The sequence below is a fragment of the Winogradskyella endarachnes genome (assembly GCF_009741275.1).
GTDB lineage: Bacteria > Bacteroidota > Bacteroidia > Flavobacteriales > Flavobacteriaceae > Winogradskyella > Winogradskyella endarachnes.
In genome coordinates, this window is the sequence record NZ_WOWS01000002.1 from 370,389 (window position 1) to 387,464 (window position 17,076).

Annotated in this window: 15 protein-coding genes; 10 read left to right on the top strand and 5 right to left on the bottom strand. The window is 31.9% G+C overall.

Annotated elements, in window-relative coordinates; all coding sequences use genetic code 11:
• Window positions 1-447 precede the first annotated feature (447 nt).
• Window positions 448-1,626, top strand: a complete 1,179-nt coding sequence (locus tag GN138_RS06360; RefSeq protein WP_157362957.1) for an AIR synthase related protein — start codon at window positions 448-450, stop codon at window positions 1,624-1,626.
• A gap of 11 nt (window positions 1,627-1,637) precedes the next feature.
• Entirely contained in the window at window positions 1,638-2,651 is a 1,014-nt protein-coding gene (locus GN138_RS06365) for a DUF3078 domain-containing protein (RefSeq protein WP_157362958.1), read from the top strand.
• Here GN138_RS06365 and GN138_RS06370 read toward each other — a convergent pair.
• Together GN138_RS06370 and GN138_RS06375 are read right to left on the bottom strand one after the other, a co-directional pair.
• Window positions 2,648-3,316, bottom strand: a complete 669-nt coding sequence (locus tag GN138_RS06370; RefSeq protein ID WP_157362959.1) for an ATP-binding cassette domain-containing protein — start codon at window positions 3,314-3,316, stop codon at window positions 2,648-2,650. The genes GN138_RS06365 and GN138_RS06370 overlap by 4 nt on opposite strands.
• 36 nt (window positions 3,317-3,352) lie before the next feature.
• Complete coding sequence (locus GN138_RS06375; RefSeq protein WP_157362960.1) at window positions 3,353-3,640, bottom strand: hypothetical protein; 288 nt, start codon at window positions 3,638-3,640, stop codon at window positions 3,353-3,355.
• A gap of 120 nt (window positions 3,641-3,760) precedes the next feature.
• Between GN138_RS06375 and prfA the strand changes: the two genes are divergently transcribed.
• The 3 genes from prfA (at window position 3,761) to GN138_RS06390 (ending at window position 6,530) form a co-directional block, all read left to right on the top strand.
• A complete protein-coding gene (gene prfA, locus GN138_RS06380) occupies window positions 3,761-4,837 on the top strand; it encodes a peptide chain release factor 1 (protein WP_157362961.1) in 1,077 nt (358 codons plus the stop codon).
• Window positions 4,838-4,871: 34 nt separating this feature from the next.
• Window positions 4,872-5,690, top strand: a complete 819-nt coding sequence (gene pyrF / locus GN138_RS06385; protein ID WP_157362962.1) for an orotidine-5'-phosphate decarboxylase — start codon at window positions 4,872-4,874, stop codon at window positions 5,688-5,690.
• A gap of 63 nt (window positions 5,691-5,753) precedes the next feature.
• Window positions 5,754-6,530 carry an ABC transporter substrate-binding protein gene (locus GN138_RS06390; protein WP_157362963.1) on the top strand — a complete coding sequence of 259 codons (777 nt, stop codon included), beginning with the start codon at window positions 5,754-5,756 and terminating at the stop codon, window positions 6,528-6,530.
• 227 nt (window positions 6,531-6,757) lie between these two features.
• Here GN138_RS06390 and GN138_RS06395 read toward each other — a convergent pair whose 3' ends face one another.
• Window positions 6,758-7,465: a DUF4197 domain-containing protein gene (locus tag GN138_RS06395; protein ID WP_157362964.1), complete on the bottom strand. Its 708-nt coding sequence runs from the start codon at window positions 7,463-7,465 to the stop codon at window positions 6,758-6,760.
• Between the two features lie 161 nt (window positions 7,466-7,626).
• Here GN138_RS06395 and GN138_RS06400 point away from each other — a divergent pair, with 161 nt between their 5' ends.
• Entirely contained in the window at window positions 7,627-8,757 is a 1,131-nt protein-coding gene (locus tag GN138_RS06400) for a TlpA family protein disulfide reductase (RefSeq protein ID WP_157362965.1), read from the top strand.
• Window positions 8,758-9,125: 368 nt separating this feature from the next.
• On the opposite strand, the gene GN138_RS06405 is transcribed toward GN138_RS06400, so the two are convergent.
• A complete protein-coding gene (locus GN138_RS06405) occupies window positions 9,126-10,226 on the bottom strand; it encodes an OmpA family protein (protein ID WP_157362966.1) in 1,101 nt (366 codons plus the stop codon).
• A gap of 282 nt (window positions 10,227-10,508) precedes the next feature.
• Window positions 10,509-11,363 carry a formyltetrahydrofolate deformylase gene (purU, locus tag GN138_RS06410; RefSeq protein ID WP_157362967.1) on the bottom strand — a complete coding sequence of 285 codons (855 nt, stop codon included), beginning with the start codon at window positions 11,361-11,363 and terminating at the stop codon, window positions 10,509-10,511.
• Between the two features lie 147 nt (window positions 11,364-11,510).
• Between purU and GN138_RS06415 the strand changes: the two genes are divergently transcribed.
• From GN138_RS06415 to GN138_RS06430, 4 genes are all read left to right on the top strand, one after another.
• The gene (locus GN138_RS06415; RefSeq protein WP_157362968.1) at window positions 11,511-14,969 is read left to right on the top strand and encodes a methylmalonyl-CoA mutase family protein; all 3,459 of its coding nucleotides are present in this window, start codon (window positions 11,511-11,513) and stop codon (window positions 14,967-14,969) included.
• A 175-nt stretch (window positions 14,970-15,144) separates the two neighbouring features.
• Window positions 15,145-15,618, top strand: a complete 474-nt coding sequence (locus GN138_RS06420) for an OsmC family protein (RefSeq protein WP_157362969.1) — start codon at window positions 15,145-15,147, stop codon at window positions 15,616-15,618.
• A 244-nt stretch (window positions 15,619-15,862) separates the two neighbouring features.
• Window positions 15,863-16,402, top strand: a complete 540-nt coding sequence (locus GN138_RS06425) for a sigma-70 family RNA polymerase sigma factor (protein ID WP_157362970.1) — start codon at window positions 15,863-15,865, stop codon at window positions 16,400-16,402.
• Between the two features lie 59 nt (window positions 16,403-16,461).
• On the top strand, window positions 16,462-17,076 hold the full coding sequence (locus GN138_RS06430; protein WP_157362971.1) for a DEAD/DEAH box helicase: 615 nt from the start codon (window positions 16,462-16,464) through the stop codon (window positions 17,074-17,076).

The following is a 17,076-nucleotide window of genomic DNA, read 5'->3' on the forward strand; positions in this document are numbered from 1 at the left end:
TTAGTGCTTTTGGTAAGTGTTACCAAAATTATAGAGGATGAATTCGGATTAACGAGTTGATCCTTTTTTTTATTCTAATACCTCACAAATCACTACAATAACAAAAACGTTTTTCCCTAACAAGTTTGGGTTATGAAAATAAGAATGTTTTAGTGTACTAATACTCGTTAGTAGTTTTAACTTAGTTTTACCTCAATATTTTATACATAAAAGAACACAAACTATTGTTGGCAAATTTACGTTTTGTGATGATAAAGATGGTTTTATTGATGCTGGTTGAGATGATGTATTCATTAGACATGGTTTAGGCTTCAATTTTTATTTTGGCGGAGAAGAAAAAATAAAAGTACAGTAGAAAAATGAAAACTATATTTAATTCCAACCAAATCATTCCTTATAATTAAACGCAATTCTTACTTTTGTAGCACCAAACAAAAACATAGTTTTATGAGTAATTCGGTTAGTAAAAGATATGCGCAAAGAGGTGTTTCTGCTTCAAAAGAAGATGTGCACAATGCAATTAAAAATATTGATAAAGGATTATTCCCTAAAGCGTTTTGTAAGATAGTACCAGATTATCTTACAAATGATGATGATTATTGTTTAATAATGCACGCAGATGGTGCAGGTACAAAATCATCTTTAGCGTATATGTATTGGAAAGAAACAGGAGATATTTCTGTTTGGAAAGGTATTGCACAAGATGCCTTAATTATGAACATTGATGACTTACTTTGCGTTGGTGCAACCGATAACATTATGCTGTCCTCAACTATAGGAAGAAATAAAAATCTAATTCCTGGAGAGGTTATTTCTGCAATTATAAATGGTACAGAGGAGTTAATAGAAGATTTAAAATCTTTTGGTGTTACCATTTATTCTACAGGAGGAGAAACTGCAGATGTTGGAGATTTAGTAAGGACAATAATTGTAGATTCTACGGTTACAGCACGTATTAAACGAAGCAATGTAATAGATAATGCCAATATTACGGAAGGAGATGTTATTATTGGTTTAGAATCATTTGGGCAAGCATCTTATGAAACCCAGTACAATGGTGGTATGGGAAGTAATGGCTTAACATCTGCAAGACACGATGTGTTTTCAAAGTATTTAGCTGATAAATATCCAGAAAGTTTTGATGCTGCTGTGCCAGAAGATTTAGTGTACTCTGGTCAAACAAAACTAACAGATACTGTAGAGAATTCGCCTATAGATGCTGGTAAATTAGTTTTGTCACCAACTAGAACTTATGCGCCAATTATTAAAGCTATTTTAAATAAATTTAATAGTGATTCTGTGCATGGAATGGTGCACTGTAGTGGAGGCGCACAAACCAAAATTCTCCATTTTATAGATAACCTTCATATTGTAAAAGATAATATGTTTTCGGTTCCGCCGTTATTTAAACTCATTCAAGAACAATCTAAAACAGATTGGAAAGAAATGTATCAAGTATTTAACTGTGGTCACCGAATGGAGTTATATGTTAAACCAGAAGTTGCCGATGAGATAATTGAAATCTCTAAATCTTTCAATGTTGACGCTAAAATGATAGGTAGAGTAGAAGCTTCAGTAGATAAAAAATTAACTATAAATAGTGAATACGGAACGTTTGTATATTAAAATGGTATAGCATGAAAAACTACACGTGGTTAATTTTTAGTGTATTTATTTTAAACTCAGGTGTGCTATTTGCTCAGCCAGATTCTTTGTTTTTTAAAAAGAAAGAAGTTAAAGAAAATAAAGATGTTCAATTAGGATGGCGAACAAAAAAAGAAATTGGTTTAAATTTTAACCAGGTGTCTTTTACCAATTGGAATTCTGGAGGAACAAATTCTATTTCTGGTATTATTACAGGTAAGGCTGAAGCAAAATATAAACAAGAAAAATGGTATTGGAATTCTAATTTTAATGTTCGTTACGGTTTAAATAAGCAAGACAATCAAAACATTAGAAAAACGGACGATGTTATTGAAGTAATATCAAATGTAGGTTTAGAAAAAGACCCAAAAAGCAATTGGTTTTATTCGGCAAAATTTAGTTTCAATACCCAACTAGCAAATGGATTTAATTATCCAGATAGAGATGAACCTATATCAAGATTTTTAGCTCCTGGCTACATGTTTTTTGGGTTAGGTATGGAATATGGCAGATTTATTGAACGCTTATCTTTCTATGCGTCTCCATTTACATTAAAAACCACCTTTGTTTTAGATGAAGATTTGGCAAATAAAGGGTCGTTTGGTGTAGATCCAGCAATCTATGATTTAGATGGTAATATACTTAGAGAAGGTAAAAAAGTAAAACAAGAATTAGGCATTTTATTAACTAACCAATACGAGCAAGAAGTTTTAGAAAATATAAAATTAAACAGTCTTTTAAGATTGTATACAGATTATATAAATAGCTTTGGTAATATAGATTTAGAGTGGGAAGTTAATATGGATATGAAAGTGAATAAGTACGTAAAAGCAACGCTTGGCTCGCATTTACGCTACGATAATGATATTAAAGTTGAGGTAGAAACTAATGAAACCACCAATGAAGAAGTTGTGGTGGTGGGTCCAAAATTACAATGGAAACAAATTTTAGGTGTTGGTGTGGTAGTAGATTTAGATAATTTTATTAAGCCTTCTGCAAAACCTTAAGATGTAATTAAACAGCCTTCACTTAAGTACTTGTAATCTTCAAGTTCTGTAAGTTTTTCAATTTTTTTAGTCGTTCCATTTTTTAGCAGGTAAATATCATCCGAAGACTCGATGATATGCTCATACATGTGATCAGAAATAATAATAGCCTTTTGTTTTTTCTCGATATCAATGATTTCTTTTACAACTTCAATATGTAAAGGAGATAGGTGAGAAAACGGTTCGTCTAAAAAAACAATATCACTTTTTGCCTTTAGAGTAATGTAGGTTTCAAGAATTCGTCGTTCACCACCAGATAGTGCTTTAATTTTAGAATTTTTATAGATTGAGAAGTTATTGAAATTTTCAATAAAATTATTCCAGCTTAATTTGTAGAGTTTAAAGATGAAAGACAATTTCATACCATTCGGAATAAAATTATATTGAGGTAGATACTTAGCCGAACCAGTTAAATACAGTGGTTTTAAAAGCGGTTTATTATTTAATCTTACCAGTTTGAATTTTGGTTTTAAGTACCCAAATGCAATGTTCATTAAACTACTTTTTCCGCAACCATTTCTACCCAAAATGCTTGTAACTTTACCTGTTTCAGCTTTTAGGTAAATGCCATTTAGAACACGCTTGTTTTTAAAGTATAGTTCTACATTATCTAGTTCAAATATCATTTGTATTTATGTGCTATATGCATTAGGTTTATGTTATTAGGTGAATTCACTAAATAAGGTTAAAAAAATAACCGTTAAAAAACAATCTACAATAAATACAACAGAAAATAGCTTAAAGGTAGAAATACCCAAATTCTGGTAAAAAGTTAGTTTACGTTTATTGTTTGTTTCGTTCATGTAATACCATGCAAAAACCGTAAGAAATAGTTTGGTGACTATTGCAGGTATTAAATGCGTGCTAAAAAATGCACATATCGTGGTTGCAATAAAAGACCAAACTACAAACGGTTTGTAAAATGAAAGTATAGCTAGAAAACGATTCATAATAAGTATTTAACGTGAACTATATGTGATTTATTTTTATAATGTTTAAAAATGTCCTTTAATTCCAAGCGAGAGAATCCATAAAAAAACGTATTTTTGAAATCCAATTTTTGAAGAGAGATGTTAGAGAAATTACAAATTATAAAACAACGTTTTGATGAGGTGAATGACCTTATTATTCAACCAGATATTATATCTGATCAGCAACGTTATACCAAGCTGATGAAAGAATATAAGGACCTCAAATTAATTGTAGATAAAGGCGAAATTTATAAAGAAGCAACTGATAACGTTACAGAAGCTGAAGAGATTATTGCAGATGGTTCTGATGCCGAAATGGTAGATATGGCTAAAATGCAATTAGAAGAAGCAAAAGAAACGATTGAGAAGCTTGAAGAAGAAATTCGTTTTATGCTAATTCCTAAAGATCCAGATGATGCTAAAAATGTCGTTGTAGAGGTACGTGCAGGTACAGGTGGTGACGAAGCTAGTATCTTTGCTGGTGATTTATACAGAATGTACTCTAAGTACTGCAGCGATAAAGGTTGGAGAGTAGATGTGGTAAGTCAGAGTGATGGAACATCTGGAGGATTTAAAGAAATAATTTTTGAAGTTTCTGGTGAAGATGTGTACGGAACTTTAAAGTTTGAAGCAGGTGTTCACCGAGTACAACGCGTACCACAAACAGAAACACAAGGACGTGTACATACCAGTGCAGCAACGGTAATGGTGTTACCAGAGGCAGAAGAGTTTGATTACGAATTAGACATGACAGAGGTGCGTATTGAACGAACAACTTCAACAGGTCCTGGAGGTCAGTCTGTAAACACAACCTATTCAGCCATTAAGTTGCATCACGAGCCAACCGGAATGATTGTAAGTTGCCAAGATCAAAAATCGTCTCATAAAAACTTAGAAAAAGCACTTAAGGTTTTACGTTCGCGTTTATACGATTTAGAATTAGCAAAGCAACAAGCTGCAGATGCAGAAAAACGTAAAAGTATGGTAAGTTCTGGTGATAGATCAGCTAAAATTAGAACGTATAACTATCCTCAAGGACGTGTAACCGATCATAGAATTGGTTTAACATTATATGATTTATCTAATATCATTAATGGTGATATTCAAAAAATAATAGACGAATTAATGTTAGCGGAAAACACAGAGTTGTTAAAGGCTAATGATGATTTAATTTAAATTGAAGCCTCTTCTTAGAGGCTTTTTTTATAGTATGACAACAACCCAACTAATTACTCAAATCAAAAAAAAGAAATCTTTCCTATGCATAGGTTTAGATGTTGATTTAAATAAAATTCCAAAACATTTACTAAAAGAAGAAGATCCAATTTTTGCTTTTAATAAAGCGATTATAGATGCAACACATCATCTTTGTGTGGCTTATAAACCAAATACAGCATTCTATGAAGCTTATGGAATTAAAGGATGGCAATCCTTAGAAAAAACAATTAATTATCTCAATGAAAATCATCAAGATATCTACACTATTGCAGATGCTAAACGCGGCGATATTGGCAATACAAGTACCATGTATGCTAAAGCGTTTTTTGAAGATTTAGGTTTTGATAGTGTTACAATTGCACCATATATGGGAAAAGATTCGGTAGAACCGTTTTTGGCATTTAAAGATAAACACACTATTCTTTTAGCTTTAACATCTAATCAAGGTGCTTTTGATTTTCAGACCAAAATGGTAGATGGTGTGGAATTGTATAAGCAGGTTTTAGAAACGTCTAAATCTTGGGAAAACTCTGAAAATTTAATGTACGTTGTTGGAGCAACAAAAGCTGAATTTTTAGGAGATATCAGAAAAATTATACCAGATAGCTTTTTGTTAGTTCCTGGTGTTGGTGCACAAGGTGGAAACCTTCAAGACGTGTGTAAATATGGAATGAATACTAATGTTGGTTTGCTAATTAATTCTTCAAGAGGGATTATTTACGCTTCAAATGACGAGGATTTTGCAGAAGCAGCAGCAAAAAAAGCAGAAGAGTTACAGCTGCAAATGGCGGTAGAATTAGGTCGTAATTAAAAAGTGAAATACGTTGGTTGTCTCTGTTTGGTAAATTTTAGGAGTGTTTTTTAGATTTATTTTATGAAAATCATAGATCAACTCAATAGGGAAATTAAACTCAACAAAACACCAAGACGAATTATTTCGTTAGTACCATCTCAAACCGAATTACTTGTAGATTTAGGTTTAGAAACTTCAATTGTTGGCGTAACTAAATTCTGTGTTCACCCAACGCATCTAAGAATTTCTAAAGCTGTTGTAGGTGGCACAAAACAAATAAATTTTGAAAAAATAAAAGCTCTTAAGCCAGATCTGATTTTGTGTAATAAAGAAGAAAACACAAAAGAAATTATTGCTGACCTAGAAGTTGTTGCTCCTATTCATATAAGTGATATTAATAATTTGGAAGACTGTTTTCAATTAATTAAAATGTATGGTGAGCTCTTTAAAGTTGAAGCTAAAGCCATAGATTTAATTTCAAGTATTGAAATAGAACGAGATGTTTTTCAACGTCATAATAACAGAACTGAAAAATTAAAAGTCGCTTATTTTATTTGGAAGAAACCTTGGATGGTGGCGGCTTCAAATACCTTTATAAACGTAATGCTTAACGAAGCTGGCTTTACAAATGCTTTTGAAAATGAAACCCGTTATCCTGAAATAGAATTAAATAATTCAAACTTGGCCAAAGCTGATATTGTATTTTTATCGAGTGAACCTTTCCCATTTAAGCAAGAGCATGTGGTAGAGGTACAGCGTCAATTTCCTGGTAAGACTGTGAAAATTGTGGATGGCGAACTATTTTCTTGGTATGGAAGCCGTTTATTAAATGCTTATGTCTACTTCAGAAAACTTTAAATTAGGTATAAGAAAAAGTCGATACCTCACTAATACCGACTTTAAACTAACTATAATAATCTTAACTTCTAATTAAAGATTAATTACTAACTCAATCTTTTGCAATGCAAAGGTCATTATATTCTATGAGTTGTATGTTAACCAAACATTAGGAGATGATTAAAATATTGTATTATATCAATCCTTGATGCATAGAGGTAAATATTTATACATCAAGGAATTATTCTTTAATCTTGTAATGCAAATACTTTCTTTAGTAAATCTGTACTTCTAGAAGAAACAGAAGTTCTAATTTCTTTTTCTTCTACAGCAATCATAGTGTAAACACCTTTTAAAGCTTCTGTAGTAACGTAATCTGTTAAATCAGGATTTACGTTGTTTGTAAGTGGAATGTTGTTGTATTTTGTAATTAGGTTTGTCCAAATTTGGTCAGCACCAACTTTACTAAAAGAATCTTCAATAACAGGTTTAAATTTGTTGTAAAGGTCTGTTTCTGTTTTTGTAGTTAAATAAGATGTTGCTGCATTATCTTCACCTAATAAAATGTTTTTAGCATCATCGAAGGTGATTTCGCTAACAGCATTTACAAAAATAGGTGTAGCTTCTTTTACAGCGTCTTCAGCTGCCCTATTTAAAACTTTTAAACCTTCGTCAGCTAAACTGCTTAAACCAATTTTACGTAAAGCATCATCGACTTTTTGTAATTCTGCTGGTAAAGCTATTTTAACTAATTCGTTTTTAAAAAAGCCGTCTGTAGCTGTAAGTTTAGTTACTTGTTTGTCAATACCAAGATCTAAGGCTTGTCTTAATCCAGAAGCGATATCTGTATTGCTAAGTACGCTACTAGAATTTGGTATTTGGTTCACTACTTCTTGTAATTCGTCACAAGAGGTTAAAAGAGTTAAGCATAGAAATGCGGCAATTATATGTTTCATAATTTATAATTTTTCCACAAATATATAATAAAACACTAGCCTTATTGATATTATTATCAGCCAAATAAATGTTAATAGTTCTTTTGTGAAAAGGAAATTTAATTTACAAATTATTACTTTAGCATCATATTTGATTATAGTTAATAAAATTATCATTATCAATGGGGTTATTTAAGCGTAGATTACTTTGTTTGTTGTTATTATTTGTAAGTGTTGGTGTGGTAGCTCAAAACCGAATAAAGGTTTCAGAGTTTCTTCAGGAGTCTAAAATTGCATCAACAAGTAATAATAAACTTTATTTTGTAGACTTTTGGGCTACCTGGTGTGGGCCATGTATTACAGCTAAGGAGCATTTAGGTGTTTTGCAAAAACAATTTCAAGAGGATTTATACATTGTTTCTCTTACTTCAGAGAATCCATTAACTGTAGAACGATTTTTACAAAAGAAGCCTACAGATTTAGCAATTGCCATAGATTATAATAAAGAAACCTTTAAAGATTACAACGTTGCTGTATTGCCAGATGGTGTACTTTTTAATAGCCAAGGAATAGTGCTTTGGAGAGGAGGTGCACCTGATTTAAAAAAAGAGATTGTAGCTAAATATTTGAGGCAAAATTCCTCAAAATCGTCTCTAGATGATATTTTTAATATACAATCTATTCAAGAAGATATTGTTGTAGATTATTCACCAAAAGAAAATCTAGAAATAAAGGCTTTAAATGACAAGGCTGAAGAATTGCAAGTAGCTGATACCCAAAACTATTTAAAACTGTCAGGTTCACTTAGGCAAATTGTTGGTTATTTAGCTAAAATTTATAAAAATCAAATCGTTTTAGATGAATCATTAGATTCTAATTATGAAGTTTATTTTAAAAAGCCTTTAAATCAATCCGAAAATTTAGCTGTAAAGCTTATTACAGAAATGAATTTGGGCGTGGTTAGAAAATATAATGAAGGTGAGGGTATTAGTTTTACTACAGATGCCTCTAAATTTTGGGATACAAAACAAATAGATTGGGGAATTAATAATGCTAAGTATTTAGTTGGTGATTCTCAAATTCAGGCAGATAATGTCTCTTTAAGAGATGTGGCGTATCAGTTAGCTTATGTTTTAGATATGCCGATTATTGTTCCAGAAGATAATGAAATTAGTTTGTCTTTACATGATTGGGATTTTCATTATAAATTTTTTCAGCTAATGCAGTCAGATTTAGAAGATAATTATGGAATAATAGCTGAGAAGAAAAAAGTATCTTATCCGGTTTATCATATAGAGAAAAAAGAGCCATAATATATTTAATGTATGTATGATTTAGTATTTAAATTAAAGTATTATTTCATTTAGTTTGTGTCTTAAAATATAAAGAGAAGCCCTTTAACGAAAGGGCTTCTCTTTGTTTTGTGTGTTTATTACACTATAATGTGTTGAGAATTTAGTGTAATATTTGGTTTGTTTTTTTTGCTGTTTAATTGAGCGGTTTAAATAATAATTAAGGGTGTGTTTTGCTAAATTTTATTTGGTAATTAAAGTTTAGGTTTTAGCTAATCTATAATAATGGGTTAACTATTAAAAGATGCGTCTATTAGCTTAAATATAAAGTAATAAAAAAAGCTCCTTGTTAAAGGAGCTTTTATAATTTTGAGACTAACGTCTAAATCTTAGTTACTTAAAACTCTAAACTCAGTACGTCTGTTTCTTTGGTGTTGTGCTTCAGAACAATCAGAACCATTAGAGCATCTGTTTGTTAATCTAGTTTCACCATATCCTTTTGCAGATAATCTGCTTCTTGAGATTCCTTTAGATACTAAGTAGTTTACTACAGAGTTTGCTCTTTGTTGAGATAAAGACTGGTTAAAGTCATCGTTACCTCTAGAATCTGTATGTGACATAATTTCAATGCTAACGTTAGAGTCAGTTAAGATTGGTAATAAAGTGTCATCAATTGTCTTTTTAGAAGCAGGTGTTAATCTAGCACTGCCTAATTCGTAAAAAACTGGTAATACATTAGGATCTAATAACTCACAATCAACTTCTTCCCAAGTAGTAATACCACCTTTTTTATCTAATACAGTTCTAGTAACAGTTTGGTACTGTGCTGCAATTGTAGTTGTAGTTGTAGATGCTGGTGTATCAATAACTCTTCTTTTGATAGTTTTGTATTCTGCAGGAATTACAATCTCATCCATTCTAGCAGGAGTTTTAATAACACGTTTTTTGTAAGTTGTTGTAGATTCTGGTACAGGAACAGCGGTAGTGCTTGCATCAGTAGTTAATGTTGTAAAACTTACATCTTTATTTTGTGCAGGATACTGTACATAACATGCAGCAACACAATCATCTTTGTTTACAGAAGGACAATCTTCTAATACTTTGTATTCCCATCCAGATGTTTGAGGGTATACTTCAAAAGTTCTAGAATCGTTACCAAAGCTAGCAGGTATCACTTTTAAATCTGTGCGGCTTTCTTGGTTTACGTAAGGTACTTCAATAGTTTCGTAAGTAGCTGGTACATAAACAAACTTTTTAGTTGCTTCCTTTACTAAAACGCTTTCTTCAATAGTTTTGTAAGTTGCAGGTACTACTTGTAGAGTTGTGTAAGCAGGATACGTTTGTATTGTTTCTTCAACTTCTTTAAAAGAGTCTTTAGTAATACACTTTACGTAACATTTACCTGGTTCTGGGTTTGTTGGTAAACCCTGTGCTTGTGAAAATCCGATTCCGGCGATAAAGCAAACGAATAATAATAGCTTTTGTTTCATGAATAAAATAATTAAAATAGTTAATAGTTTACATTTTGTTTAACAAGTGAATTAACTCCCTTGCATTGTATTAGATACGAGAATCTAAAAAGGGTCACATTAACTTTAAGTTAGGTAGATGGTTAATAGTGAAATAAATTAAATTTTAATATAAAAAATAAGAATATTTAAAAATAGGTAGTAAATATATAAAAATTACTTAATTTTTTAACACAAAAATAAACAAAAATATAAATATTAATTTTTTGAAAATTAAACTAATTCAATTCAAATGAAGGTAGGTTAAGAAAAAATAACTGTTTTATTATTGTAAACCATTACTTTTCGGTTAGCATGAAGTTTTATAGCATTAGACAAAACTATTTTTTCTAGGTCGCGTCCTTTAGCAATTAAATCTTTTATAGAATGTGTGTGTGAGACATGTGCAACATCTTGCTCAATTATTGGTCCAGCATCTAACTCTTCAGTAATGTAATGACTCGTTGCTCCAATAATTTTTACACCGCGTTTATAAGCAGAATGATAAGGTTTGGCGCCAACAAAAGCGGGTAAAAAAGAATGGTGAATGTTAATTATTCTATTAGGATATTTATCTATTACAGTTTTAGAAACAATCTGCATGTATCTTGCCAAAACTATAAAGTCAATATGGTGAGCTTCTAAAAGTTTTAGTTGCTCTTGCTCAGCCTGTTGTTTTGTTGCCTTAGTTACAGGTATATGGTAAAAAGGTATATTAAAACTGTCTGCAATAGGTTTTAAATCGAGGTGATTACTTAATATAAAAGGAATTTCAAGATGTAACTCGCCAGAATTATAACGTCCTAAAATATCATATAAACAATGATCATATTTAGAAATAAATAAGGCCATTTTAGGTTTTCTTTCGGCTGCAAAAATTTTCCAATCAAGCTTAAACTGTTGTGCTAATGTGGAATTAAATAGGATTTTGAAATCTTCTAGTGAAAATGAATCTGAAGTAAATTCACATTCCAAACGCATAAAAAAGATATTCTGTTCTCTATCTACATGTTGGTCTATATATACAATATTACCACTGTTTTCAGCCATAAAGCAAGTGACTGAAGCAATAATATTCGGTTGGTCTTCACAGTGAATTAGTAATGTGATTTTTTGCATATATTTAGTCTTAAATATGAATTGTTAAAAGTAATTAAAAATGAAAGTTATTTTAATTTTCCTGTCATTTTAGATATTTTTTAATTGATGCTTTAATTTTTTGAATATTCCTTAAATTTGACCCATAAAACAGCTATATTTTTACGAATGAAACAAATTACACCATATAAGCCAAAATATAAAGTACGTATAGTAACCGCAGCATCGCTCTTTGATGGACACGATGCGGCTATAAATATTATGAGACGTATTATACAATCTACAGGAGTAGAAGTGATTCATTTGGGTCATGATAGAAGTGTAGAAGAAGTAGTAAATACAGCTATTCAAGAAGATGCTAATGCCATTGCCTTAACGTCTTATCAAGGTGGACATAATGAATATTTTAAGTATATGTACGATTTGCTCAAAGAAAAAGGAGCTGGTCACATTAAAATCTTTGGAGGTGGAGGCGGTGTCATTCTTCCTGAAGAAATTAAAGAATTAATGGATTATGGGATTACCAGAATCTATTCACCAGATGATGGAAGAGCACTTGGTTTACAAGGCATGATTAATGATTTAGTACAGCAATCAGACTTTGAAAGCCCATCTTTAATCCTTCCCAAAGGAAAGGAAATTAAGCAAAGCTTAAAAGATAAAGATGTCAATACAATCGCTAGACTCATATCATTTGCAGAAAATAAACATGGCGAGTTTGAAACATTATTTTCAAGTTTGAGTAAGAACACTTCCTCTTTGGAGAAGTTAGAAGGGACTCCAGTTCTGGGTATTACAGGTACAGGTGGGGCAGGTAAATCTTCTTTAGTTGATGAGCTAGTGAGACGTTTTCTTAACGATTTTCCAGAAAAAACAATTGGCTTAATTTCAGTAGATCCATCTAAACGTAAAACTGGTGGTGCACTTTTAGGAGATAGAATTCGTATGAATGCTATTAATTCTCCCAGAGTGTACATGCGTAGTTTGGCGACGCGTCAATCTAACTTAGCCTTATCTAAACACGTAAATGAAGCCGTTCAGATTTTAAAAGCTGCCGAATACGATTTAATCATTTTAGAAACATCCGGAATCGGACAGTCAGATACCGAAATTATTGAGCATTCTGATGTTTCTCTTTATGTAATGACACCAGAATTTGGTGCTGCAACTCAATTAGAGAAAATTGATATGCTAGATTTTGCAGATTTAGTAGCCATCAATAAATTTGATAAACGAGGTTCTTTAGATGCTTTACGTGATGTAAAAAAACAATACATGCGTAACAATAATCTTTGGGATACACCTCAAGAAGAATTACCTGTTTACGGAACAATCGCATCACAATTTAACGATCCTGGAATGAATACGCTTTACAAAGCCATTATGGATAAGTTGGTTGAAAAAGCAAATTCTGACTTAAAATCTACATTCGAGATTTCTAAAGAAATGAGCGAGAAGATTTTTGTGATACCACCAAATAGAACACGTTATTTATCTGAAATTGCGGAAAATAATCGTACTTATGATAAAATAGCTAACTCCCAAGTCGAGGTGGCTCAAAAATTATACGGAATTTACAAAACCATTTGTTCAGTAGCGGTCATTTCGAAAGAAAGTGAGAAATCACATCTGAGTAAATTTGGTATTAATAGTGATGAGATCCTGAATCAAGTTCAGGATGACAATAAGGACTTTTTAAAATTGTTATTTGCAGAATTCGATCGTGTAAAATTAAACTTAGATCCATACAATTGGGAAATTATTACAGGTTGGGATGAAAAGGTAAACAAATATAAAAACCCGATTTATACATTTAAAGTAAGAGATAAAGAGATTAAAATTGAAACACATTCTGAGTCGTTGTCTCACTTACAAATTCCAAGAGTAGCTTTACCAAAATACCAAGCTTGGGGCGATTTATTACGCTGGTCGTTACAAGAAAATGTGCCAGGAGAATTTCCATATACTTCAGGATTATATCCATTTAAACGTACAGGAGAAGATCCAGCACGTATGTTTGCTGGCGAAGGTGGACCAGAACGTACTAACAGACGTTTTCATTATGTAAGTGCAGGGTTGCCAGCAAAACGTTTATCTACCGCTTTTGATAGTGTAACACTTTACGGAAACGATCCAGATTTACGACCAGATATCTACGGTAAAATAGGTAATGCAGGTGTAAGTATTTGCTGTTTAGACGATGCTAAAAAACTATATTCTGGCTTCGATTTAGCCAATGCTATGACGTCGGTAAGTATGACTATTAATGGACCAGCACCAATGTTGTTAGGTTTCTTTATGAATGCTGCCATAGATCAACAATGTGAATTATACATCAAAGAAAATGGTCTAGAAAAAGAGGTTGAAGCAAAAATTGAAAAACTTTATAAAGACAAAGAACGTCCTGCTTATAATGGCGATTTACCAGAAGGAAACAATGGTTTAGGCTTAATGTTATTAGGTGTTACGGGAGACCAAGTATTGCCATCAGATGTGTATGCAGAGATCAAAAAGAATACCATTGCGCAAGTAAGAGGAACGGTTCAAGCAGATATTTTAAAAGAAGATCAAGCACAAAACACTTGTATTTTTTCTACCGAATTTGCTTTGCGTTTAATGGGAGACGTACAAGAGTATTTTATAGAGAATAATGTGCGTAATTTCTATTCGGTTTCTATTTCTGGATACCACATTGCAGAAGCAGGAGCAAATCCAATTACACAATTAGCATTGACGTTATCTAACGGTTTTACTTATGTGGAATATTATTTAAGTCGTGGTATGGACATCAATAAATTTGGGCCAAACCTTTCGTTCTTTTTCTCAAATGGAATTGATCCAGAATATGCAGTAATTGGTCGTGTAGCAAGAAAAATTTGGGCAAAAGCCATGAAGCATAAATATGGAGCCAATGCAAGAGCACAAATGCTTAAATACCATATTCAAACCTCTGGACGAAGCTTACACGCTCAAGAAATAGACTTTAATGATATACGTACAACGCTTCAAGCTTTATATGCTATTTACGATAACTGTAACTCTTTACATACTAATGCATATGATGAAGCAATAACAACACCAACCGAAGAATCGGTGAGACGTGCAATGGCCATTCAGTTAATTATCAATAAAGAATTAGGATTAAATAAAAACGAAAACCCAATACAAGGGTCTTTTATTATTGAAGAATTAACCGATTTAGTAGAAGAAGCAGTATTACAAGAATTTGATAGAATTACAGAACGAGGTGGTGTTTTAGGCGCTATGGAAACCATGTACCAACGTAGTAAAATTCAGGAAGAGAGTTTGTATTACGAGACCTTGAAGCATAACGGAAAATTCCCAATTGTTGGCGTAAATACATTTTTAAGTTCTAAAGGTTCGCCAACGGTAATTCCTGCGGAAGTGATTAGAGCAACGGAAGAAGAAAAACAGTTCCAGATAAAAACTTTAGATAATTTGCACAAAGCTAATGATACTAAAGCCATGCTAAAAGATTTACAGCAAAAAGCCATTAATAACGAGAATATTTTTGAAGCTTTAATGGAGGTTTGTAAAGTGTGTAGTTTAGGTGAAATCACGGCTTCGTTATTTGAAGTTGGAGGACAGTATCGCCGAAACATGTAAGTAGAGAGCCGCTTTTCATTTTTCATGAAAAGCGTGCGAATCACTTATCCCGAAATGATTTCGGGATCTAATAGAACCACTTTTTGCCTTTTCGCAAAAAAGTGCGTGAATCCCTTATGCTGAGCGCAGCCTAAGTATCTTTAGAACCACTTTTTATAATTTCAATATAAAATATATGTCTATTAAACACACATTTAAAGCAAAAGTCAATTGGGAAATTAACGAAGGAGAAAGCACCACTAATCCTCGTACTTTTAGCAGAAATCATAATGTTACTATAGCAAATAAAGTTTCGGGTTTAACGGTATCTGCTGCAAAACCATTTAGAGGCGATGAAACATTATACAATCCTGAAGATTTATTATTGTCTGCTATAGCTTCTTGCCACATGATGTCTTATTTATATGTATGTTCACAACATAACATTGAAGTTTTAAGTTACAGCGATGATGCAGAAGGGGATTTAGAAGTTATAGCTTCGGGAAGTGGAAGTTTTAAAACCGTAAGATTAAAACCAGTGGTAACAATAAAAAATGAGAACCAGAAGGCTTTAGCATTGGGTCTTCATACAAAAGCCAATGAGCTCTGTTTTATAGCTAATTCTTGTAATTTTCCTATTTTGCATGAAGCCACTATTGTTGTGAAATAAGTCATTTTTGAAAAATAATTATATGCTTTTGCATCTTTTTTGAAACTTTCTCGTCTATTATATGAACATAAAAATCATATATCATGAAAAATATAGAATGTAACTGCAATTGCGAAGGTTGCTCAAAAGGAAATTGTAACAATTGTACATGTGAGCACTGCACATGTTCCAATTGTAATTGTTAAATTAGTGTTAGTTCGGATATGAGATTTTGTGTCCGAACTAATTTTAATTAAATTAGAATATGACTACAAAAGAGGTTTGGGGAATTTATGCAGAAGATGTAAAGCACTTTATTTTAAGTAAGGTGAAGAATGCATCAATAACAGAAGATATTCTTCAGGAAACTTTTATAAAAGTTCATACTAAGCTGCATACATTAAAAGATGAAGACAAACTGAAATTATGGTTGTTTTCAATCGCTAGATATACCATTTTAGATTACTTTAGAGAAAGTAAACAAGAACTTGCAGTGGAAGATTTAGAACTAGAAGCAGATCCAGAACCAAAAGAACATTCAGAGCAAGATTGCTTAAGAGGCATCATAAAAAGCTTGCCAAAAAAATATAGAGATCCTTTGTTTTTATCTGATATTAAAGGCTTAAAACAACAAGAGATTGCTAACCAATTAAAATTAGCCTTACCAACTGTAAAATCACAAATTCAACGTGCCAGAAAACAAATAGCACAAGGTTTTATGGATTGTTGCGGTTTTAAAATGAACGAAGATGGGCATTTGGTTGGTGAAATACAAGATAAAGCAGACTGTAAAGTTTGTCATTAATAGTATCTTTGGTGCTTCAAGCTTAAATTATTAATCAGGCTATTTTTATAATCAGTACCATGTCTTTCAAAAAACTACATCCTTTATTAAAAGAATCTTTAGAAAACGCAGGTTTTGAGACTTCAAATCCTTTTCAGAAAAAAGTATTACCTGTTTTAAAAGGTGGCTCAGATGCGTATGTCATTGCACCAAAAGGAAAAGGAAAAACTACTTCATTGATTATAGCAACGATTCATAAATTAAAAGCCGCAGCCTTTGAGGATTCTCCGAGAGCAATTATTGTTGTAAAAGATAAAGATGCTGTGTTGTCTTTAAAAGGAGAATTTGAAAAATTTACTAGAAATACAGATTTAAGGATTTATGCGCTATATGATGGTTACGATATAGAAAAACAGAAAACAGAAGTGTATTTTGGCCAAGATATAGTTATCGCAACACCTGCTAGGTTAAGTAAGCTTTATTTTTTAAACGGTATACATTTAGGTCAATTGCAAATTTTTGCTATTGAAGATGCTGATTTTTTAGCAAAAAATAATGGCTACAATCATATCTTACGATTATCTGAAAGTCTTACTAAATGTCAATTTATAATTATTGCAGATGAATTAAATTCTAAAATAAAGAATTACCAGAATTCATTTATGAGTAATGCACAATTAATAAAAGGGAATTAA